Origin of the sequence: Janthinobacterium glycogeni, assembly GCF_051380725.1 — a bacterium.
In the GTDB taxonomy this organism is placed as follows: domain Bacteria; phylum Pseudomonadota; class Gammaproteobacteria; order Burkholderiales; family Burkholderiaceae_D; genus Janthinobacterium.
Genome location: NZ_JBNYXP010000007.1, coordinates 283,592 through 304,769 on the forward strand (window position 1 = coordinate 283,592; position 21,178 = coordinate 304,769).

The window sequence follows — 21,178 nt, forward strand, 5'->3', positions numbered from 1 at the left end:
CGCTGGCCTATAATCTCGGCAATCGCGCGCACGGCCCGTCCGTGCGCGCCGCCTTTTACTTTGCCAAGATTGCTCTCCCCATGACGTTTTCCTCCCTCGGCCTGATCGATCCCCTGGTCCGCAAACTCGATGAGCTCGGCTATGCCAAGCCCACGCCCGTGCAGGCGCAGGCGATTCCCGCGGTGCTGGCCGGGCGCGACCTGATGGCCGCCGCCCAGACAGGCACGGGCAAGACGGCCGGTTTTGCCGTGCCTCTGCTGCAGCGCCTGATCCTGGAAGGCATGGTGGCGCCCCAGTGCGTGCGCGTGCTGGTGCTCGTGCCCACGCGCGAACTGGCCGAGCAGGTGTATGCCAGCTTCCGCAGCTATGGCGGCAACTTGCCGCTGCGCAGTTTTGTCGCGTATGGCGGCGTGCCCATCGAGCCGCAGATTGCCAAGCTGCGCAAGGGCCTCGACGTGCTGGTGGCCACGCCGGGCCGTTTGCTGGACTTGCAGACGCAGGGCGCCGTCAAGTTCGAGCAAGTGCAGACCCTGGTGCTGGACGAGGCCGACCGCATGCTGGACCTGGGCTTCGAGCGCGAACTCGATATATTGCTGATGACCATGCCCAAGCAGCGCCAGACGCTGCTGTTCTCGGCCACCTTCTCGGACGCCATCCGCGCCATGGCGAAAACCATGCTGAAGGACCCCGTGTCGGTGGAAGTAAGTGCGCGCAACAGCACGGTGAAAGCCGTGAAACAGTCGGTGATCGTGTGCGACAAGAAACGCAAGCCGGAACTGTTTCTGCACTTGCTGAAGAAAAAGCGCTGGGGCCAGGTATTGGTCTTCGTCAAGACGCGCAAGGGCGTCGAACTGCTGGTGAACACCTTGCTGGAGCAGGGTGTGCGCGCCGATTCGATTCACGGCGACAAGACGCAGCCAAACCGCCTGCGCGCGCTGGCCCGTTTCAAGTCGGCCGAGGTGCAGGTGCTGGTGGCCACCGACGTGGCCGCCCGTGGCCTCGATATCGACCAGTTGCCCGTCGTCGTCAATTTCGACTTGCCCACCGTGGCGGAAGATTACATTCACCGCATCGGCCGCACGGGCCGCGCGGGCGCCTCGGGAGAAGCGGTCTCGCTCGTTTGCGCCGACGAGGTGGAATTGCTGTCGGCCGTGGAAGCGCTGACGCGGCAAACCCTCAAGCGCGGCGAAGAACCGGGCTTCGAGGCGGAGCACCGCGTGCCGGGCACGTCCGCCGGCGGCACCATCCAGAAAAAGGCCGTCAAGGTGCTGGCGCCGAAGGCGGCCGAGCGAGCCAAGAAGCGCCGCTTCTACAAGTAAGCGGGGACGTTGGCCAGGCAGGGCAAAGCGCGCAGCACGGATATGCCATTCGTGCCATCATGCGCGTATGACCTCGATACCTTTGTTCCCGCTCAATACGGTGCTGTATCCCGACGGCTATCTGCCCCTGCAGATCTTCGAGGTACGCTATCTGGACATGATACGTCAGTGCATCATGGGCGAGCAGCCGTTCGGCGTGGTGCAGCTGCTGGACGGCGCGGAAGTGCGCAAGCCGGGCCAGCTGGAAACCCTGGCGCCCGTGGGCACCTTGGCGCGCGTCATCGACTGGTCCGCGCCCTTGTCGGGCTTGCTGCAAATCAAATGCATGGGCATGCAGCGCTTTCACATCGTCTCCAGCGAACAGCTGAAGCACGGCTTGTCGATGGCGCGCATTGAAACCTTGCCGCCCGATAAAACCATACCCATTCCCCAGGAGCAGCAGAACGTGGCCGACGCGCTGGGCGCCCTGATCCGCACCTTGCAGGAGCAAAAGATTCCACCCGAGCAGATGCCGCTGCAGCCGCCTTTCCGCCTCGACGAGTGCGGCTGGGTGGCGAACCGCTGGTGCGAACTGCTGTCCCTGAGCGCCATGCAAAAGCAATTGCTGCTGAGCCAGGACAATCCCGTGCTGCGCCTGGAACTGGTGCAGGATATGCTGACGGAAAACGGCTTGCTGGAAGAGTAAAACATGTCAGGCCGCATGTTTTCTTGCGCTTTCGTTGTGCAATTGCAATTTCTATTGAGAAATACTTTACGCTTTGCCGCCGCTGGCATAAGATAATGCCCCTGGGCAAGATTGCCCTGGGCAACATTCAAGAGCACACGACATGGCAAAAGTAAGCGCGGAACAGATCAATGCTGCAATGGAAGCGATGGCGGGCGAAGGCCAGGCCATCACGGTGCGCGCCTTGCGCGAACGGCTGGGCAACGGCGCCTGCCTGGGCACCATCAGCAAGCTCTTGCAGCGCCGCAAGGCGGGCGCGCAGCGCCAGATCGCCGCCGCCGCCGAACTGTCGCCCGTGCTGCAGCAAGCCATCCTCGATTATGTAGGACAGGAATTAAGCGCCAGCCACAGCGCGCATGAAGCCGAGATGAACGACAATCAACAGGAATTGATGGACCTGGCCAGCGAAAACGAGCGCCAGCAAGAGTTGCTCGACTTGCAGGCGGGCGAGCTGGAAACCTTGCGCGAGGAACTCGAGCGCGAGCGGCAAGTGGCGAACCAGGCCCGCACGGACCTGGCCAAGGCGCAGCTGCGCCTGGAAGGCTTGCCGCGCCTGGAAGAGGCGGCCGAGCAGGCGCGCATGGACCTGGCCAAGGCGCAATTCAAGCTCGAAGGCATCCCGCGTCTGGAAGAGGCGGCCGAAGCGGCGCGCGCCGAACTGATCCAGGCCCAGCTGAAGCTGGAAAGCCTGACGCGCGTGGAAACGGAACTGGCGGCCGCGCGCCTGGAACTGGAAGCGGAACGCGAAGAGCTGGGCGAAACGCGCGCCGAGCTCGACGAGGAGCGCACCTTGCGCATCAAGGCGCAGCAGTTCATCGTCGATCCGATCTTCAAAACACCTGTCTGAGGACGCCTGGCCTCAGCTGCTGCGCGTCGGTATAGGTAGCCTGCGATGCTCACCGCACTTCAGTGCGGTTGCGCTTTTCGGCCACCTCTCCCTTCCGCTCGCGACGCTTTTGCCGCGCGTCGATGCGTCGTGGTGCCCTCGGTTATATGGCGCACGGAATCATGATGCAAGGCGCAGCAGAATCCATGCTGGACTGGGGCGAAAGGGCCTGGCATGGTAACGCTGATTGTCATGGGGGCTTCCGTGGGCGGCGTGAATGCGCTATCTACCATCTTCGCCGCCTTGCCGGCGAGTTTCCCCGCCCCGATCCTGGCCGTCATGCACGTCGGGGCGCGCAACAGCGTGCTGCCCGAGCTCCTCGGCAAAAACTCCGCCTTGCCCGTGCGCTTTGCCGAAACGGGCGAACCCGTGCGCGCAGGGTGCATCCTGCTGGCGCCGCCCGACCGGCACATGCTCGTCGCCGGGCTGGCTGGCCAGGCCACCGTCGAGCTGACCCTGGGCCCCAGGGAACATCACACGCGTCCCGCCATCGACCCGCTGTTTCGCAGCGCGGCCGCCGCTTTCGGGCCGGCGGTGGCGGGCGTGATCCTCAGCGGCTATCTCGACGACGGCACGGCCGGCTTGCGGGCGATCAAGGCCCGTGGCGGCAAGGCGCTGGTGCAGGAGCCGCAGGAAGCGCCAGCCCCATCGATGCCGCAAAGCGCGCTGGCCCATGTGGAGGTGGACTGGCGCCTGCCTGTCGCCGGCATGGCCGCTGTGCTGCTGGCGCTGGGCGGCGGCCGTCCCGTGCCGGACGCAGATGATCGCCGATGCGCCCAACCGGGCCGTGCTCGCTTAAAATAGCGCAGGCCTGGCCCATCGCGCGCAAGGCATCGATAGCAAAGAAGGGTTATGTCAGTAGAGAAAAATTCACCTGCCACCGGGCAAATGCCGCCATCCACGGCGCCGCGTGCGCTGCCGCCACGCCCGCCTGCCGAATTCGGTTCGCCCGAAGCGGCCCTCGCGCACAGGCAGGCGCGCGAAGACAAGGATGCGCAGGTGCGCGGCGTCACGTCCATCAATGCCATGCGCGAGGCCATCAAGCAGGCGGCGCGGGACTTGCCCGCCATTACCGAAGTGCCGCGCCTGGCCATGCTGGACGCCGCCGCCTTTCGCGCGCGCGCCGCGCTGGGCTTGCCCTTCCTGATGCGCGGACTGGTGCGGCGCTGGCCCTTGTCCAAGCTGGAGCCCGGCGTCTTGCGCGAGCAGTTCAGCCATGTGCCCGTGCGTGCGCGGGTGGGCGACTACATCAACACGGCGTTCGCGGCAGACCGCGCCATGCAGGACATGTCAATGGGGCAATACCTGGACCTGGTGGCAGAGGGCGGGTATGCGCTGCCGCCGTACCTGGGCAATCTGGAATTGCGCGAGCTGAACCGCCTGTGCCACTGGCCTACGTATTTCGACAAGATGGGCCCGCCGCGCTTCTGGGTGGGACCGGCTGGCACGGTGACGCCCCTGCATTGCGATTACGACGACAATATCTTCGCGCAAGTGTGGGGCCGCAAGCGCATCTTTTTGTCGCCGCCGCACCATGACGCCTTTCTCTATCCGAGCGAAGCGAACGCCATCCTGTTCGGCTCCCCATTCGACCCGGAAACGCCCGATTTCCAGCGTTTCCCCCTGGCGCGCCAGGCCACCATGATCGAATGCGTCGTCGAGCCGGGCGACATGCTGTACGTGCCCGCCGGCTGGTACCACCAGGTGCGTGCGCTGACGTTTTCCCTGTCCTCGAACCGCTGGGCCAGGGCCGTGCCGCTGGCGCTGCATGGAGATACGGCGCTGCGGCGGGCCGCCGATTGAACCCTCATTGTTAAACCACTACTGGAGCAGCATATCGATACCCTGGCCCGTGCCCTGATACTCGCCACCACTTACATTGAACGCCTGGCCGAAGGCGATCCTGATGCTGACATTGCCGCACTGGAATCGGTCTCGGCCGAATTGCAACATGCCAGTGCGGAAGAGCAAGCCAGCCTGGTACGGGCCGCCCATGCGCTGGGCGTACCTGGTTGGCTGGAAGAGATGGGTCTGCGCTGAAAGTAAGGCGCGCCGGTTTGATTTTGCGCAATTCCGGCCACCCATGCTGCCTTATGGTTGCAGGGCTTTGGCCGTACCGCGCCGGCGCCTGGGCCGCCATTCGCTGAGGATGCCGGCAGCGATGATCAGGACCGCGCCCACGATGGCCAGGGCCGGCAGGCGTTCGCCCGCGATACGGCCGATCACGCCAGCCCAGACCGGTTCGCCCGCATAGATCAAGGTGGCCTTGGTGGCGGAAATGCGCTTTTGCGCCCAGTTCATCACATACTGGATCAGCGCGCTGGCACAGCCCAGGGCCAGTACGCTGAGGAGGAAGGTCTTGCTGAGCACCGGTGGCGCTTCGCCCATGACGGGCATCAGCAGCAGGGCGATCAGGGATGCCGTCGCCAGTTGCACGATGGTCACGCGCAAGATGTTCAATTGCGGCGAGACGCGGCTGATGAGGATGATTTCCAGGGCAATGGCGATGGCGCCCACGGCCGTGATCAGCTCGCCTGTGCCGAAGGCCATGTTCAAGCCATCCGTACCGGTGAGCAGCAGCAAACCGACGAATGCCAGCACGACGGCGGCCCACACGGCAGGGTGGGGGCGCTGCTTGAAGACCAGCCATTGCACCAGCGGCACGATGGGGACATAAAAGGCCGTGATGAAGGCCGATTTGCTGCTGGAAATATGCATCAGGCCATAGGTTTGCAGCGCGTAGCCGCCAAAGATGCTCACGCCAATGCCCATGCCCGTCAGCAATTCGGCCTTCGTCAGATGGCGCAGCTGGCCCCGGCAAATCAGGGCGCCGATGCCGGCGGCCACGGCAAAACGGGCGGCAACAAACGCGAGTGGGCCGCTGACCGTCACGGCATGTTGCACGACGAGAAACGTGCCGCCCCAGACGAACGTAATGGCGATCAGGGCCAGTTCGGGCAGGCCGAAGGCGGGCGGGGGACTTGCGTGTGTTTTCATGGGCGGCTATGCTATGAGCAAAATATTTCCCATCATCATAGGAGCAATATATTGCGCAGTCAAGCCGAGGCCGGTGGCGTGCTGGCCCACCTGGCCACTAATCTGCGGCGCTTGCGCCTTGCCGCCGGCCTCAGCCAGGAGGAACTGGCGCGCCAGTCTGGCCTGAGCCGGCGCATGGTCAATGGCGTCGAGGCGGGCAGCACCAACATCAGCCTGGCCAACCTCGACCACGTAGCCGTCGCCTTGAACGTGGCCTTTGTCGACCTGGTCCAGCCGCCGCGGCAGCCGCATGACAGCCTGCGCGTGCTGATATGGCAAAGCGCCTCCCAGGCAAGTCAGGCCGTGCTGCTGGGCGCGGCGCCCGCCAGCCGCCAGGTGGAACTGTGGTCATGGACCCTGGCGCCGGGCGAGCGCTACGATGCGCAAGCCGATCCGGCGGGCTTCAGCGAAATGCTCTATGTGCTGGAGGGTGAGTTACAGCTGGTGCTGGCGGCGGAAACCAGACAATTGGCCACGGGCGATTTTTCCGTCTTCAGCAGCGCGCAAGCGTATGCCTACGTCAATGCGGGCGCATCCACCTTGCGCTTTACGCGCAATGTGGTCAGCTAGGAATATCAAGGGAAAATCATCATGACGTCAACGTTGTACACGCCAACCTTACACAACCGCTATCTGGGCGCCATGCTGGGACTTGCCTGCGGCGATGCCGTCGGTACCAGCGTGGAATTTTCTCCGCGCGGCAGCTTTGCGCCGGTGACGGACATGACTGGCGGCGGTCCGTTCGGCTTGCAGCCGGGACAATGGACGGACGATACTTCGATGGCGCTGTGCCTGGCCGAAAGCCTGGTTCAGAAAGGGGCGTTCGATGCGGCGGACCAGATGGTGCGGTACTTGAACTGGTGGCAATGGGGCTACCTGAGTTCCACCGGCAGCTGCTTCGATATCGGCGGCACGGTAAGGAGCGCGCTGGCCAGTTTCCAGGAGACGGGCAATCCCTGGAGCGGCTCCGCCGCGCCTGACACGGCGGGCAATGGTTCGCTCATGCGCCTGGTCCCGGTCGTGCTGTTTGCCTATCCCGATGCCGGAGCGGCGGTGGCCTGCGCCGCCGACAGTTCCCGCACCACCCACGCGGCGGCGGAAGCCGTCGAAAGCTGCCAGCTTTTCGCCGCCTTGCTGTGCGGCGCGCTGGCGGGCACGGCGAAGGATGCGCTGCTGGACAGTATCGCGTTCCGGCCTGCGGAACCGAAGCTGGTGGAGCTGGCCAGCGGCAGTTTCCTCGCCAAAACGGAGCGGCAGATACGCGGCAGCGGTTATTGCGTGGAATCGCTGGAAGCGGCGCTCTGGTGCTTCTTCCATACCGATTCACTGGAAGCGGCGGTATTGCGCGCTGTCAATCTGGGCGAAGATGCCGATACGAGCGGCGCCATCGTCGGCCAGCTTGCCGGCGCGTATTATGGCGCGCAGGCGATTCCGCCGCTGTGGCTGGATGCGCTGGCCATGCGCGACGAAATCGAGGAACTGGCGGGCAAATTGTTCGAGCGGGCCCGGGACTAGCGCAGGCTGCAGCCCACCAGCAGCAGCATCGGCCGTTCCCTCTCTTCCGCCAGGGCCTGCTGTTGCGCGACCTGCTCGTCGGTCGGTCCCCATTCTTCCACGTGCTCCAGCTGGAAACTGGCGTGTAGCAAGGCATTGATGGTCGTGCCCAGGGTGCGGTGCTGCTTGATCACGCCGGGCGCCAGCCAGTCGGATACGCGCGGGCCTTGCTGCTGGTAGCTGTCGACGGGCCAGCGCTTGCGGCCCGGCCCATCCGTCAGCCAGCCGGGCTGGCGCGGCGCTATGAAGATCGGGTGCTCGATGGAAAATACCAGTTTGCCGCCCGGCTTCAGGCCGTGGCGGATGGCGCCCAGCAAGGCGTCGAAGCCTGCGATGTAGTGGAAGGCGAGCGAGCTGTAGATGAGGTCGTAGCTGGCCGGTGGCAAGGCCAGTTGTTCCAGGTCAAGCCGGGCATAGCTGACAGCTGCATGGGCTCCCATGCTGCCTGCCTGCGCCAGCATCTTTTCGGACACGTCCACGCCCAGCACCCGCGCCGCGCCCTGTTCTGCCGCCCAGCGGCAGAACCAGCCATAGCCGCAGCCCAGGTCGAGCACGCTTTTTCCCTGCAGTTCGGGCAGCATGGCGCGCAGGGCCGGCCATTCGGGGGCGCTGTCGAGGCCGCCAATCGAGCGGGGCAGCTGGCTGTAGGCCGTGAAGAAGGTGTCGTTGTCGTAGATATTCTGTGTCATGTGTCTGCTGAATCCTTGTGGGCCGTGCGCTTGGCGTGCCCGCCCCGCTGCGCCCGGTAAATGCCCGCGTGGCCGGAAAACAGGTAGGCGACGACGCAGGCGATGGCCGCGTACACGCCGATCTCGGCGCCGAACAGTTCTATCGCCATCAGGGTCGAGGCAATCGGCGTGTTGGCGGCACCGGCAAACACGGCGACAAAGCCGATGGCGGCCAGCAAGGTGGCGGGCTGGTGCAGCAGCGGGCCCAGAGCATTGCCCAGGGTCGCACCGATGAAGAACAGGGGCGTCACTTCACCGCCCTTGAAGCCCGTGCCCAGCGAGACGATGGTAAACGCCATCTTGCCGAGGAAATCGTATGCAGGCAGCGGTTCCTGGAGGGCGTCGACGATGGTGGGGATGCCCAGCCCGATATATTTGTCGGTGCCCAGCAGCCACACGGCGAGCGCGACGGCGACGCCGCCCGCCAGCGGGCGCAGCGGCGCGTAGCCGATCCAGCGCTTCATCCATGCGCTCAAGCCGTGCGTGGCGTGCGCAAACACTTTGCCGGTCACGCCGAACAGCACGCCCGCGATGACCATGGCAGATAAAGTCCAGGCGGAGAGGGCGGGGATCAACGGCACGGCGTAATGCGTATGCTGGACGCCCCACAGCAAGCCCACCTGGTCTGCGATGACGGCGGCAGCCAGGCAGGGCAGCATGGCTTCGTAGCGCAAGCGGCCGATGGCCAGCACTTCCAGGCCGAAGATGGCGCCCGCCAGCGGCGTGCCGAAGACGGAGGCAAAGCCGGCGCTGATGCCGGCCATCAGGATGATGCGGCGGTCTTCATTGTTCAAACGAAATATGCGCGTGAGCTGGTCGGCCAGCGCGCCGCCCATCTGCACGGCCGTGCCTTCGCGCCCGACGGAGGCGCCGAACAGATGCGAGATGACGGTGCCGCCCAGCACCAGCGGCGCCATGCGTAGCGGAATGATTTTTTTCGGGTCGTGGATTTCATCGATGAGCAGGTTCGCGCCGCCTTCCACCGTGCTGCCGTAGCGCAGATACAGCCAGCCTACGGCAAAGCCCGCCACGGGCAGCAGCCAGATCAGCCAGGCGTGCGCCAGGCGCGTGCGCGTGGCCCATTCCAGGGCGAACAGGAAGCCGGCCGAGGCCGTTCCGGCCAATACGGCCACGATGCCTGCGAGCAGCAGCCATTTCAACAGATGCTTTAACAGATCGGTGAGGGCGCTCAGGCGGTGCATCGGGCATCCAGTCCAGGTTGATGGTGGGGGGAATCCTTACAGGCCCAGCTCGGCCACCAGCGCCTGGCCGATGGCGCGCTGTTCGGCCAGGATGGCGCGCAGGTGGTGGGGGCGCGTCTTGACGTTCGTCATGACCACGCGCAGCACAGTGGTCGGGCCGGGATAGCGCGTCGATTCGAGGACCGTGCGCGACACGAAGCTGTGGCCTTGCGCCTTCTGCCGGTTCTGCAGCTTGGCGTTGAGCGTGTTCAGCTGTTTGTTCAGTTCCGTTGCCGCATCCACCTGGCCGCCGGCCAGCAAGCTGTCCATGCGCTGGCGCAAATGCGCGGGCACGTAGCGGTAGGTCAGAATGAAGGTGTCGGAGCGCGTGACGAGTTCGAAATCCTGCTGGTCGGCCAGCAAGTCCTGCAACTGGGCGGACAGGGTGGCCGCCTGCTGCAGCAAGGTCGTGTAGCCGGATACGCCCAGCACCTTGAACGAGGTCCACAGTTTCAAGGCATCGAAGCGGCGCGAGCCTTCCAGCGAGGTCTGGCCCAGGTCGCCCGAATTGTCGCGCAAGATGTAGTTGGCATTGTGCTTCAACTGGTTCAGGCTGGCGCTATCCTTGAACAGCACCATGCTTTGCGCCATCGGCACCCACAGCAGCTTATGTCCGTCGATGACGACGGAGTCGGCCAAAGCAATCCCGTCGTACAGGGGCCGGTACTGTTCCGCGATCAAGAGCGCGCCGCCCCAGGCCGCGTCCACGTGGAACCAGATGTTTTCGCGCGCGGCAATGGCCGCCATGGCGGCCAGCGGATCGATGGCGCCCGTTTCCGTCGTGCCGGCAATGCCGATCATGGCGACCACCTTGATCTTGCGCAATTTCAAGTCGGCAATCGTCGCTTCCAGTGCGGCGATGTCGATGCGGTTGTCGCGATCGACCGCCACCAGGTGCAAGGAATTTTCGCCGAGGCCCAGGGTGGCCAGCGCCTTTTTCACGGAATAATGGCTGCGGGCCGAGCCGAGTACGGCCAGCCCCGCGTAGCCGGATTCCTGCATGGCGGCAAACAGACCGCGCTTGCGCGTACCGGGCAATTGTTTTTCCAGCGCCACGGCCAGTGCCGTCAGGTTGCCCATGGTGCCGCCGTTGACGACATTGCCCAGCGCGCCGCTGGTGGCGGCCATCGCCTGCGCGTAGACGCTGTCAGCCTGCTGGTAGACCTGGCGGTGCAGCCAGCCGAGAATCTGCTTTTCGATCAGGGTCGAGACGTACGCCGTCTCGATCTTGACCTGGTTCTGGTTCAGGGTGGCTGTAAACGCTTCGGCCAGCACGCTGATCCAGGGCAAGGCCTGCGTCATGTGGCCGATGTATTGCGGATGGTTCAGCTGGGCCGTATTGGCCAGCACCGTGGAGTCGAGTTCCTGCAGGAAATCCGTTATGGGCATGCCGTGCGCGGGCAGGCTGGTGTCGGACAACTGCGTCAGCAATTGCGCATACGGCGTGTGCGGATACGGTTCGGCGCGTTCGGCGGCCAGCCAGCCGCCCAGCATGCGCAAGGCCTGCTGCAAGGGCGCGGGCGCCTGTTGTAGCGCAGCGATGGAAAAATGCTGCTGCAGCAGCTGTTCGATAGGGGTCTCGGTCATGGCGCGTTGTCTTCTCTACGGATTGCTGGTGCCACGGTGACAAACGAATTGCGCCCAGGCGGAAGCGGGATTTTACCCGACTCCGCCTGAGCGCATCAGTTTGCTATATCAGTTTGCTATTGCTGCTGATCAGAAGTAGTTGAGGCCCAGCGCCGACTTGACTTCATCGGCCGTGCGGGCCGCCACTTCGCGTGCCTTGAAGGTGCCTTCTTTCAGCATCTGGATGACTTGCCCCTTGTCCTTGGCGAACTCTTCGCGGCGGGCGCGGATCGGCGCCAGCATGTCCTGCAAGACCACGTCCAGGCGCTTCTTGACGATGCTGTCGCCCAGGCCGCCGCGCACGTAATGGGCTTTCATTTCGGCCAGCGCCGCTTTTTCCGGGTCAAACGCATCGAGGTAGGTAAAGGCGATGTTGCCTTCCAGGTGGCCGGGGTCTTCCACGCGCAGGTGCAGCGGGTCCGTATAGACTTTTTTCACGGCGGCCGTGATTTCGGCCGCGGTCGCGCCCAGGTTGATGGTGTTGCCCAACGACTTGCTCATCTTCGCCTTGCCGTCGATGCCGGGCAGGCGGCCGATGTCCGGCACCAGCGCCTTGCATTCCATCAGCACTTCGCGGTTGTACATGCGGTTGAAGCGGCGCACGATTTCATTCGTTTGCTCGATCATCGGGATCTGGTCTTCGCCCACGGGCACCACGCCCGCCTTGAAGGCCGTGATGTCGGCCGCCTGGCTGGCAGGGTAGGTCAAAAAGCCCGCCGGAATGTCGCGCTCGAAGCCGCGCAAACGGATTTCTTCCTTGACGGTGGGGTTGCGCTCGAGGCGTGCCACGGTGACGATGTTCAGGTAGTAAAAGGTCAGCTCGGCCAGTTCCGGAATTTGCGACTGGATGAACACCGTGGTCTTGCTCGGGTCGATGCCGACGGCCAGGTAGTCGAGCGCCACTTCGACGACATTGCGGTGCACCTTGTCGATGTCGTCCATATTGTCCGTCAGCGCTTGCGCGTCGGCCAGCATGATGAATTGCTTGTAGCTGTTCTGGTAGCGCACGCGGTCGCGCAGGCTGCCTACGTAGTGGCCCAGGTGCAGGGGACCGGTCGGGCGGTCGCCCGTCAGGATCACGGATTGCGAGGCGATGGCCGCGGGCGACAGCGGTGCTGCCGGTGCGTCGTTCTGGTCTTGGGTATCTGGAGTGTTAGGCAAGCTCATCAAGTTTCCTTTTGAGCCGCCTGCATCGGGGATGATCCAGGCTGAGCCTGTTACGCCACCGATCGAGGCGGCGTGGATCAAATTCACATCACTATAGAGTGGCCGCGCGAAAGTGAGCGGGACCACCAATTCAAGCAGGCGTGTTGTGACGGGATAAATTTCATGGCGTTATGGTTGCAGTTCGGGCGCGTTCTGTCAAGTTGCGGCCGGATTTATCTGCTGCGCCGCATCAGAGGCTTGCCTATTGCAGAACTTGCTTTCCGGGTACTATTGCCATTCGGCCACTTTTGCGTGGCATGAATCATTGGAGAACAGTATGCGCATGTCGTCCCCCGTCCGGCTCACCGGCCTGGCCTTTGTTGTCAGCTCCCTATTCAGTTCCTTGTTTGCTGTGCCTGTGCTGGCGCAAACGCCGCCGATGACGCCCGATATCGGCGCCAAGCTGGTGATGCCCGATGTCAATGATTACGTCAAGCGCGTGGTGATGATCCCCATGCGCGACGGCGTCAAGCTGTACACGGTGATCGTCGTGCCGAAAGACGCCAAACGGGCGCCGATCATGCTCACGCGCACGCCGTACAATGCGGCCCGCCGCGCCCAGCGCGCGGCCAGCCCCAGCATGCTGGCCGCATTGCCGCAGGGTGACGATACCCTGGTGGAAAACGGCTACATCCGCGTGTTCCAGGACGTGCGCGGCAAGCATGGCTCGGAAGGCGATTACGTGATGACGCGCCCCGTGCGCGGACCGCTGAACCATACCAAAGTCGATAACGTGACCGATGCATGGGACACGATCGACTGGCTCGTGAAAAACGTGCCGGAAACGAATGGCAAGGTGGGCATGCTGGGTTCCTCGTACGAGGGTCATACGGTGCTGATGGCTCTGGTCGACCCGCATCCGGCGCTGAAGGTGGCCATTCCCATGAGCGCCATGGTCGACGGCTGGCGCGGCGACGACTGGTTCCACAACGGCGCCTTCCGCATGCCGAGCCTGTCTTACCTGGCGTGGCAGACGAGCGCCCGCGGCAGTAGCGAGGCGCCCGCGCTGGGCGTCTACGACGATTACGAAGCGTATCTGCGCATCGGCTCGGCCGGCGACTATGCGAAGAAGTTCGGCATCGACAAGCTGACCTACACGAAAAAGCTGTTCGAGCACCCGGCCTACGACAGTTACTGGCAAGAACAGGCGCTCGACAAGATCCTGGCCAAGCGCCCGCTGATCGTGCCCACCATGCACGTGGTGGGGCAGTGGGACCAGGAAGACATCTATGGCCCCTACGCCACCTACACGGCGATGGAGGGGCGCGACAAGCGCAACAACCTCAATTACCTGGCCATCGGCCCGTGGCGCCATAGCGGCGTCAACTATGACGGCTCCAGCCTGGGCGCCTTGAAGTTTGACGGCGATACGGCGCGTCAGTTCCGTGAAAAAGTCATGCAGCCATTCCTGAATCAATACCTGAAGGATGGTGCGCCGGAAGCGAACACGGCGCCCGTGGTGTCGTACCAGAGCGGCACCAACCAGTGGCAGCGCCTGCAGCAGTGGCCGCTGGCCTGCGAGACGTGCGAGACGAAACTGACGCCGATCTACCTGCAGGACGGTTCCACGCTGGGCTTTGCGGCGCCATCGGGCGCTGCGGATGCGGCGGAAGGCGCCTTCGATGAATACGTGGCCGATCCCGCCAAGCCCGTGCCTTTCGTGCCCCGTCCCGTGCGCCTCATGGACCCCGATGTGTGGAAGCCATGGCTGGTCAGCGACCAGCGCGGCTATGCCGACCGCACGGACGTGCTCAGCTATGTGTCCGAACCGTTGAAGACGGCCGTGCGCATCGCCGGCGCGCCGATGGTGAACCTGTTTGCCGCCACCAGCGGCACGGATGCCGACTGGGTGGTAAAACTGATCGATGTGTATCCGGACGAAGTGCCGTCGCAGCCGGCCATGGGCGGCTACCAGCTGGGCGTGGCGATGGATATCTTCCGCGGGCGCTACCGCGACAGCTTCGAGCACCCGACGCCGATACCGGCAGGTAAAGTGGAGCGCTACCGCTTCGCTTTGCCGAACGCGAATCACGTCTTCCTGCCCGGCCACCGCATCGCCGTGCAAGTGCAGTCGAGCTGGTTCCCCCTGTACGACCGCAACCCGCAAAACTACGTGCCGAACATCTTCCTGGCCGACCCAGGTCATTATAGAAAGGCGACGCAGCGCGTGTACCACGCGACAGGGGCGGCCAGCGCCATCGAGTTGCCGATAGCGCCGCTCGACGCGCGCTAAGCGATTCGCATCAGGATGGCGCCCGCCGCGATCAGGCCGATGGCCAGGTAGCGGCGGGGGCTGATTTTTTCGCGCAGGAACAGGGCCGCGATGGCGATGGCGAACAGAATCGACGTCTCGCGCAGGGCCGCGATGGCGGCCACGGGCGCCTGCGTCATGGCCCACAGGGCCAGGCCATACGATGCGAGGGTGCCGAAGCCGCCAAAGGCGGCCAGCCGCCATTGCGTTTGCGCATACGCAAGCAAATCGGCGGGGCGGCGCAGCAGCGTCCATAGCAGCAGCCCCGTGCCGTTCAAGACAAAAATCCACATGGTGTAGGCGGCCGGCGCGCCGGACAGGCGCACGCCCATGCCGTCGATCAAGGTATAGCTGGCGATGACGCAGGCGTTGCCCAGCGCAAAGGCCGTGGCGCGTCCCGTGTTTTTCGCGGCTATGGCCGTCACAGGCCGGCGCGCGGCAACATACAGGCCGAGGATGCCCGCGCAGATGCAGGCGACGGCGCCCATCTGCATGGCAGAAAGCCGCTCGCCGATCAGCGGCCAGCTGGCCAGCGCCACGATCAGCGGGGCGCTGCCGCGCATCAGCGGATAGGCGTGGCTCATGTCGCCCGCCTTGTAGGCGGCCGCCAGCAGAGAATAATAGGCGAGCTGCGCTACGGCCGAGGCGGCCAGGTAGGGCCAGCTGGCCGGTGCGGGAGCCACGACAAAGGGCAGGATTGCCAGCGAAATCAGGGCTGCGCCCGTGGAGACGAGCACCGTGCTGAGAAAGGTATCCTTGCCCGACTTGACGATGGCGTTCCAGCTGGCGTGCAGCAGGGCGGCAAACAGGACGACGGCGACGACGAAACCGGACATGCTGGCCTTAGCGCGGGCGTATGCTTTGCGACAGCAGTTCCTGGCGGTGATGGCGCTGGAAGCCTTCCATCAGGGTGCCCGAGCGGCCCGCCTTGTCCAGCAATTCGCGCAGGGTGGCCTGGTCTTCCGCCGTCAGCGACTTGCGCGACAGGTAGACGCCGCTCATGCCCCATGGTAATTCCGGCAAGGCTTCCAGGCGCAGGCGGTCGGCCAGGCCATACACGCGCGCATCGTTTTGCGCCACGCCGGCGAGGATGGTGGGCGCCATGATGGTGGCGTCGATGAAGCCGCTTTGCATCAGGCGCGCCACGGACAGCGCGTCGACTTCGTAGAACAGACGTCCCTGGCTGCTCAATTCCTTGGCCAGCGCCTGGTACGGAGCGCCATAGTCGTAGCCGCGCACGAGCGCCACGCGCAATTCGCGCCGCTCGATCAGTTCCTGCATGGTGTTGATGGGCGCGCGCGTGCCCTGCAGCGAGATCAGCAGGGGCCGGCTGCCCATCAAGGGAATGAACAGGCCGTGCTGGTCGCGCCGCGGCGTGCTGCTGGCCGGGATCAGCATATCGGCCTTGCCCGCCTCGAACATCGCTTCCAGGCGCGCGCGGGGCACGGCCGTGAAGATGAAATTGCAGCCGAGTTTGGTGCCCATGCTGCGCAGCAAGTCGGGATAGATGCCGCTGATCGTGGCGCCATTGGTCACCACGCTGGCGCCGATGGCCGAGACGGGCACCTGGATGTCGCGCGAGCATTGCGCGCCCGCCAGGGTCGGCAGCGCCAGCGCCAGCATGGCCACGGTCCGGCGCCAGGCGCTGGAATAAAAGTCAGTCATACCCATCCTTGCTTGCCATCGAATCGCGGGCGTCGGCAACGTCCGCTTGATTGTCCCATTCTCGCCTATTTATTTCTTAAATGCAATATTATCCCGCCGACTACTTTGTGGTGGAAACCGCAAGTCTGGCCAGGCGCTGCGCCTGGAAGTAGCGCCAAGCCACGATGATGCCCAGGGTTTGCATGATGGCGCACAGGTAGAAGGTGCTGCCGATGCGCCAGTCCTGCGGCGGCAAATGGCTCACTTCGCCGAGGATCATGCTGCCGAGCAAAGGCATGATGATGATGCCCAGGCTGCTGATCGATTGCAGGGAACCCATCAGTTCGCCCTGTTCGCCGGCGGCGGAGGCCTTCGAGATGATGCCTTGCAGGGCCGGACCGGCGGCGAAGGCCAGCAGGTTGCACAGGATCAGCGCATACATCATCCAGCCTTGCGTGGCCAGCCCGTACAGCAAATAGGTGAGGGCGCCCGAGGCCATGCCCAGCAGGGACAGCCGCACTTCGCCGAAGCGCTTGATGAGGATGCCCAGCAAGCCCGCCTGCACGACGGCCGCGCACAGGCCCACGCAGAACAGGGCGATGCCGTTCTGGCGCGGCGTCCAGTCGAAGCGGAAGTGCGTGTACAGCACCCACGTGGTGTTGAGCATCATTTGTGCAAACGTCATCAGGCCGAAGGCCAGCACCAGGCCGCGGATCTCCACGCGGCGCACCAGTTTCAGCAGGGCGGCAAACGGGTTGATGCGCGCCCAGGTAAAGGGTGCGCGCGGGCCCGGCTGCAACGACTCGGGCACGCAGAAATAGCCGTAGATGAAATTGGCCGCCGACAGGCCGGCCGCCACGTAAAACGGCAGGTGCAGATTGACCTCGCCCAGCAGGCCGCCCAGCATGGGCCCGCAAATGAAACCCAGGCCGAAGGCGGCGCCGATCTTGCCGAAGCTCTTGGCACGGTTGTCGTGCGTGGAAATGTCGGAGGCGTAGGCGGACGCGACCGACATGCTGGCCGACGAGACGCCGCCGATGATGCGGCCGATGAACAGGCAGGCCAGGTTCGGCGCCCAGCCTGTGGCGAGAAAGTTGATGCCCATGCCGGCCATCGAGTACAGCAGCACGGGACGGCGTCCCACGCGGTCGCTGATGGCGCCCAGCATGGGCATGAAGATGAACTGCAGCAAGCCGAAGACGGCCGCCATGATGCCGTACCAGAACGCTTGCTCATCCTTGCCGCTGACAAAGTCGCCGATCAGGATGGGCAGCACGGGCACCACCAGGCCGATGCCCAGCATGTCGATGAAGACGCAGACGAGGATGAAATTGAGATTGCCGGCGCGCGCGGGCGCGGCGGGCGAGGACGGGGAATGACTGTCGGGGCTGATTTTATCGGACATGCATGCTTTCGGCGCGTTGGCATCGCGCCGGCGCGTTACAGGATGCTGCTGACGCGCCGCGCGATAGCTGAGGCTTGCATTATAGACAGCATGCGCGCTGCTGGCTATCGCCACCCATGTCAGTGCGCAACTCCCCATTCGTCGGCAAAGGCGGCACGGAAATCGGTCAGCACGGCCAGCCGCTGCTCGGCCAGCGCGCGGCCGGCCGCCGTCTGCATCTTGCCGGGCAGTTTGTCGAGCTTGGTGACGATATGGTCGAGCGCGTAGGCCTTGTCGTCGAGTTCGCGATGCTGGGCCAACGGATCGCTGCCATGCGCCAGTGCGCTCTCCATGCGCGCGGCCGTGTAAAACAGGCGCGCCAGCCCCACGGCGCCCAGCGCGTCGATACGGTCGGCATCCTGCACGATTTGCGCCTCGATCGTGTGCGGCGGCAGATTGGCGGAAAAACTGTGCGTCTCGATGGCGTGGGCCACGCCGGCCAGTTTTTCTGGTGGAAAATCCAGTTCCGCCAGCTGGTGGCACGCCAGCGTGGCCGCCTGGCGCGAGGCCAGATGGCGTTCCGGGTGGTTTTTCGGCAGGTTGACCAGGTCGTGCAGGTAGCAGGCGGCCATCACGGTGAGGGCGTCGGCCTGCGCATGTTCCTGCAGCAGAACGCTGGCATTGCGCCAGACGCGGTGCAGGTGGTTGATGTCGTGGGCGCTGTCATCGCCCAGGCCGGCCGTGGCCAGCGTCAGCAGGCGTGGCTGCCATTGGGAAAGCAAAGAATGCATGGTTCACTGTCGTAAAAAGCGGAGGCCGCCAGTGTGGCATAAAACGCCGTCCCGTGCGGCGGGGAGGGCGGCGCTGCGGCGTGCCGTATTTGCCACATAACTTATATTTTTGAAAAGTTTCGCTCAGGCAGCCGCTCTTTTTTAGTGCATGTAAAATTTACATGGGGTAACATTGCCGCACGGAAATTAGAAGCATAAGCTAATTGCGAGAAAGTATTTGCAAAAACATAGCAGTGGCGGCCATTCCATCGCGCATGCCCGTCACGTCCAAGGTTGCGCGCAGCGTGCCTTGACTGCGCCCCAGGCGAGTTAACGAAAGGATTATTATGAACACCAATTCCAGCGACACTGGCGCAACCGTTGCCAAGGCTGCCGAATACCTGGCCTTTACCCTGGGCCAGGAAGAGTATGGCATCGACATCCAGAAAGTCAGCGAAATCCGCAGCTATGAAACGCCGACCCGCATCGCCAACGCCCCCGAGTTCGTCAAGGGCGTAGTCAACCTGCGCGGCATCATCGTGCCGATCGTCGACATGCGCATCAAGTTCAACCTGGGCACGCCCAGCTATGACCAGTTCACCGTCGTCATCATCCTCAATATCGGCAACCGCGTCGTCGGCATGGTCGTCGACCGCGTTTCCGACGTCACCACCCTGATGCCGGAACAGATCAAGCCGGCGCCGGACATGGGCCGTTCGATCAACACGGAATACGTGATCGGCCTGGGTACCATCGACGAACGCATGCTGATCCTGGTCGATATCGATCAGCTGATGTCCAGCGCCGACATGGGTTTAATTGAAAAATTGGCAGCCTAGGCCGCCAGGAAAAGTCCAGGACGGCGTTGCATTGCCTCGCCGTACATTCGTACTGTCTTCGGCAACGCGCCGTGCCCTGAACATTTCCTGACACCCTAGTGCCGAGAGGGTTTTTTAGAAACAATTGACCCCAAGCATTGCTTGGTTTTTCTGCAAGGCGCACGCTAGCGCCTTTCCTGGCGCACGGTTCAGCCGAACCGTGCGCCAGTTTCACTTCCGTTTCACTTTTTCACGCCCGTTTCGCCACGGCAGCCAACCCGCCCCGGCGCGAAACTGCCAGCCTGTCGCCACGGCATCCGGGCTTTTTAGGATAGTCACATGAATGTATTACGCAACGTCAGCATCGGTGTTCGCCTTGGACTTGGTTTTGCCGTGATTTTGCTGTTTTCCATGCTCATTACGGGCATCAGCGTCTGGCGCCTGCACGACGTGGCCAGCGCCACGCGCGTCATGATGGAGCAGCCGCTGGCGAAGGAACGCTATATTTCCGACTGGTATGGCCGCATCGACAGCGCCGTGCGCCGCACCATCGCCATTGCCCGCAGCAGCGACACCTCGCTCAGTGGCTATTTCGCCGAAGAATCGAAAGTCTCGTCGTCCAGCTCGGCGGAGCTGCAAAAGAAAATCGAGGCGCTGATCGACAAGCCCGAGGAAAAAGCCATGTTCGCGGGCTTGCTGGAACAGCGCAAGGTGTACATCGGCTCGCGCGACCAGGTCTACAAGCTGAAGGGCGAAGCGCAGGTCGAGGCCGCCAATGAAGTGTTTGAAAAGACCTTCGTGCCGGCCGCCGCGAAATACCAGAAGATGGTGTCGGACTTGCTGGAACACCAGCGCGCCACGATCGACACGACGGCGCGCGAGATCGACGCCGTCGCCAATACCAGCCGCAACCTGATGCTGGTGCTGGCCGCGCTGGCGCTGGCTTTTGGCGTCGTGTGCGCCTGGGTCTTGACGACGGGCATCGTGCGCCCCTTGCGCACGGCCGTGGACATCGCCCGCAAGGTGGCCGATGGCGACTTGACGGCGCAGATCGACGCCAGCGCCAAGGATGAAACCGGGCAATTGCTGCAAGCGTTGAAGGACATGAACACGAGCCTGCTCAACATCGTCGGCGAAGTGCGCAGCGGTACGGACAGCATCGCCACCTCGTCGACGCAGATCGCCGCCGGCAACCAGGACCTGTCTTCCCGCACGGAAGAGCAGGCCGGTTCGCTGGAAGAGACGGCCTCGTCGATGGAAGAATTGACCAGCACCGTGAAACAGAATGCGGACAATGCGCGCCAGGCCAACCAGTTGGCGGCGTCGGCGGCGCAAGTGGCCGTCAAGGGCGGCGAAGTGGTGGCGCAGGTGGTGGGCACGATGGAATCGATCAATGCCTCGTCGAACAAGATCGTCGACATCATCAGTGTGATTGACGGCATCGCCTTCCAGACGAATATCCTGGCCCTGAATGCGGCCGTGGAAGCGGCGCGTGCCGGCGAGCAGGGCCGTGGCTTTGCCGTCGTGGCGTCCGAGGTGCGCAACCTGGCCCAGCGTTCCGCCTCGGCGGCGAAAGAGATCAAGACCCTGATCGGCGCGTCGGTGGAGCAGGTCAACGCGGGCAGCATGCTGGTGGCGCAAGCCGGTTCGACCATGAACGACATCGTCGACAGCGTGCAGCGCGTGAGCGACATCATCACGGAAATCACGGCGGCCAGCAGCGAGCAAAGCGTGGGCATCGACGAGATCAACCGGGCCATCGGCCAGATGGATGCCGTGACGCAACAGAATGCGGCGCTGGTGGAAGAATCGGCGGCCGCCGCCGAATCGATGCAGCACCAGGCGCACAACCTGGCGCAGGTCGTCAGCGTCTTTAAATTGAATGGCCAGCAGGCCGGCGCCGGCGGCTTGAAACGCCCGGCTGCGCCGCAAACGGCCTTGCGCATCGGCACGCGCTGATGCCCGCGCGGCTGCCCCGTGCAGCCGCTTTC

The 21,178-nt window shown here is 63.9% G+C and carries 19 protein-coding genes; 10 read left to right on the forward strand and 9 right to left on the reverse strand.

All coding sequences use genetic code 11. From position 1 onward, the window contains the following. Positions 1–80 precede the first annotated feature (80 nt). The 5 genes from ACQ4W4_RS18475 (at position 81) to ACQ4W4_RS18495 (ending at position 4,732) form a co-directional block, all read left to right on the forward strand. Positions 81–1,319 (forward strand): DEAD/DEAH box helicase, encoded by a 1,239-nt coding sequence (locus tag ACQ4W4_RS18475; RefSeq protein ID WP_436543216.1) that lies wholly within the window; start codon positions 81–83, stop codon positions 1,317–1,319. A 67-nt stretch (positions 1,320–1,386) separates the two neighbouring features. After that, entirely contained in the window at positions 1,387–2,004 is a 618-nt protein-coding gene (locus tag ACQ4W4_RS18480; protein WP_436543217.1) for an LON peptidase substrate-binding domain-containing protein, read from the forward strand. Between the two features lie 142 nt (positions 2,005–2,146). After that, positions 2,147–2,890, forward strand: a complete 744-nt coding sequence (locus tag ACQ4W4_RS18485) for a DNA-binding protein (protein WP_046684938.1) — start codon at positions 2,147–2,149, stop codon at positions 2,888–2,890. A 213-nt stretch (positions 2,891–3,103) separates the two neighbouring features. Beyond that, entirely contained in the window at positions 3,104–3,733 is a 630-nt protein-coding gene (locus ACQ4W4_RS18490) for a chemotaxis protein CheB (protein WP_436543218.1), read from the forward strand. Between the two features lie 48 nt (positions 3,734–3,781). After that, positions 3,782–4,732: a cupin-like domain-containing protein gene (locus tag ACQ4W4_RS18495; protein WP_436543219.1), complete on the forward strand. Its 951-nt coding sequence runs from the start codon at positions 3,782–3,784 to the stop codon at positions 4,730–4,732. Between the two features lie 288 nt (positions 4,733–5,020). On the opposite strand, the gene ACQ4W4_RS18500 is transcribed toward ACQ4W4_RS18495, so the two are convergent. After that, positions 5,021–5,926, reverse strand: a complete 906-nt coding sequence (locus tag ACQ4W4_RS18500; RefSeq protein WP_436543220.1) for a DMT family transporter — start codon at positions 5,924–5,926, stop codon at positions 5,021–5,023. 51 nt (positions 5,927–5,977) lie between these two features. On the opposite strand from ACQ4W4_RS18500, the gene ACQ4W4_RS18505 reads away from it, so the two are divergent. Both ACQ4W4_RS18505 and ACQ4W4_RS18510 read left to right on the forward strand, forming a co-directional pair. Next, positions 5,978–6,535: a helix-turn-helix domain-containing protein gene (locus ACQ4W4_RS18505; protein ID WP_436543221.1), complete on the forward strand. Its 558-nt coding sequence runs from the start codon at positions 5,978–5,980 to the stop codon at positions 6,533–6,535. Positions 6,536–6,556: 21 nt separating this feature from the next. Further along, positions 6,557–7,480, forward strand: a complete 924-nt coding sequence (locus ACQ4W4_RS18510) for an ADP-ribosylglycohydrolase family protein (RefSeq protein WP_436543222.1) — start codon at positions 6,557–6,559, stop codon at positions 7,478–7,480. Here the strand turns inward: ACQ4W4_RS18510 and ACQ4W4_RS18515 are convergent. The 4 genes from ACQ4W4_RS18515 to trpS all read right to left on the reverse strand — a co-directional run bounded on the left by ACQ4W4_RS18515 (position 7,477) and on the right by trpS (position 12,281). Further along, a complete protein-coding gene (locus ACQ4W4_RS18515) occupies positions 7,477–8,208 on the reverse strand; it encodes a class I SAM-dependent methyltransferase (RefSeq protein ID WP_436543223.1) in 732 nt (243 codons plus the stop codon). The genes ACQ4W4_RS18510 and ACQ4W4_RS18515 overlap by 4 nt on opposite strands. Next, positions 8,205–9,449, reverse strand: coding sequence for a voltage-gated chloride channel family protein (locus ACQ4W4_RS18520; RefSeq protein WP_436543224.1), 1,245 nt, complete (start codon positions 9,447–9,449; stop codon positions 8,205–8,207). The genes ACQ4W4_RS18515 and ACQ4W4_RS18520 overlap by 4 nt, the downstream gene beginning before the upstream one ends. A 36-nt stretch (positions 9,450–9,485) precedes the next feature. Continuing rightward, on the reverse strand, positions 9,486–11,075 hold the full coding sequence (locus tag ACQ4W4_RS18525; RefSeq protein ID WP_436543225.1) for a pyridoxal-dependent decarboxylase: 1,590 nt from the start codon (positions 11,073–11,075) through the stop codon (positions 9,486–9,488). Positions 11,076–11,204: 129 nt separating this feature from the next. Continuing rightward, positions 11,205–12,281 carry a tryptophan--tRNA ligase gene (gene trpS, locus ACQ4W4_RS18530; protein WP_436543226.1) on the reverse strand — a complete coding sequence of 359 codons (1,077 nt, stop codon included), beginning with the start codon at positions 12,279–12,281 and terminating at the stop codon, positions 11,205–11,207. 316 nt (positions 12,282–12,597) lie between these two features. Here trpS and ACQ4W4_RS18535 point away from each other — a divergent pair, with 316 nt between their 5' ends. After that, positions 12,598–14,553: a CocE/NonD family hydrolase gene (locus ACQ4W4_RS18535; protein ID WP_436543227.1), complete on the forward strand. Its 1,956-nt coding sequence runs from the start codon at positions 12,598–12,600 to the stop codon at positions 14,551–14,553. Here the strand turns inward: ACQ4W4_RS18535 and ACQ4W4_RS18540 are convergent. The 4 genes from ACQ4W4_RS18540 to ACQ4W4_RS18555 all read right to left on the reverse strand — a co-directional run bounded on the left by ACQ4W4_RS18540 (position 14,550) and on the right by ACQ4W4_RS18555 (position 18,390). Beyond that, on the reverse strand, positions 14,550–15,407 hold the full coding sequence (locus tag ACQ4W4_RS18540; protein WP_436543228.1) for an EamA family transporter: 858 nt from the start codon (positions 15,405–15,407) through the stop codon (positions 14,550–14,552). The genes ACQ4W4_RS18535 and ACQ4W4_RS18540 overlap by 4 nt on opposite strands. Positions 15,408–15,414: 7 nt before the next feature. Beyond that, positions 15,415–16,236 (reverse strand): substrate-binding periplasmic protein, encoded by an 822-nt coding sequence (locus ACQ4W4_RS18545; RefSeq protein WP_436543229.1) that lies wholly within the window; start codon positions 16,234–16,236, stop codon positions 15,415–15,417. Positions 16,237–16,336: 100 nt separating this feature from the next. Continuing rightward, positions 16,337–17,620 carry a TCR/Tet family MFS transporter gene (locus ACQ4W4_RS18550; RefSeq protein ID WP_436543230.1) on the reverse strand — a complete coding sequence of 428 codons (1,284 nt, stop codon included), beginning with the start codon at positions 17,618–17,620 and terminating at the stop codon, positions 16,337–16,339. Positions 17,621–17,739: 119 nt separating this feature from the next. Further along, positions 17,740–18,390, reverse strand: coding sequence for an HD domain-containing protein (locus ACQ4W4_RS18555; RefSeq protein WP_436543231.1), 651 nt, complete (start codon positions 18,388–18,390; stop codon positions 17,740–17,742). 326 nt (positions 18,391–18,716) lie between these two features. Here ACQ4W4_RS18555 and ACQ4W4_RS18560 point away from each other — a divergent pair, with 326 nt between their 5' ends. Both ACQ4W4_RS18560 and ACQ4W4_RS18565 read left to right on the forward strand, forming a co-directional pair. After that, complete coding sequence (locus ACQ4W4_RS18560; RefSeq protein WP_034752308.1) at positions 18,717–19,208, forward strand: chemotaxis protein CheW; 492 nt, start codon at positions 18,717–18,719, stop codon at positions 19,206–19,208. Positions 19,209–19,526: 318 nt separating this feature from the next. Further along, a complete protein-coding gene (locus ACQ4W4_RS18565; protein WP_436543232.1) occupies positions 19,527–21,146 on the forward strand; it encodes a methyl-accepting chemotaxis protein in 1,620 nt (539 codons plus the stop codon). Positions 21,147–21,178 lie beyond the last annotated feature (32 nt).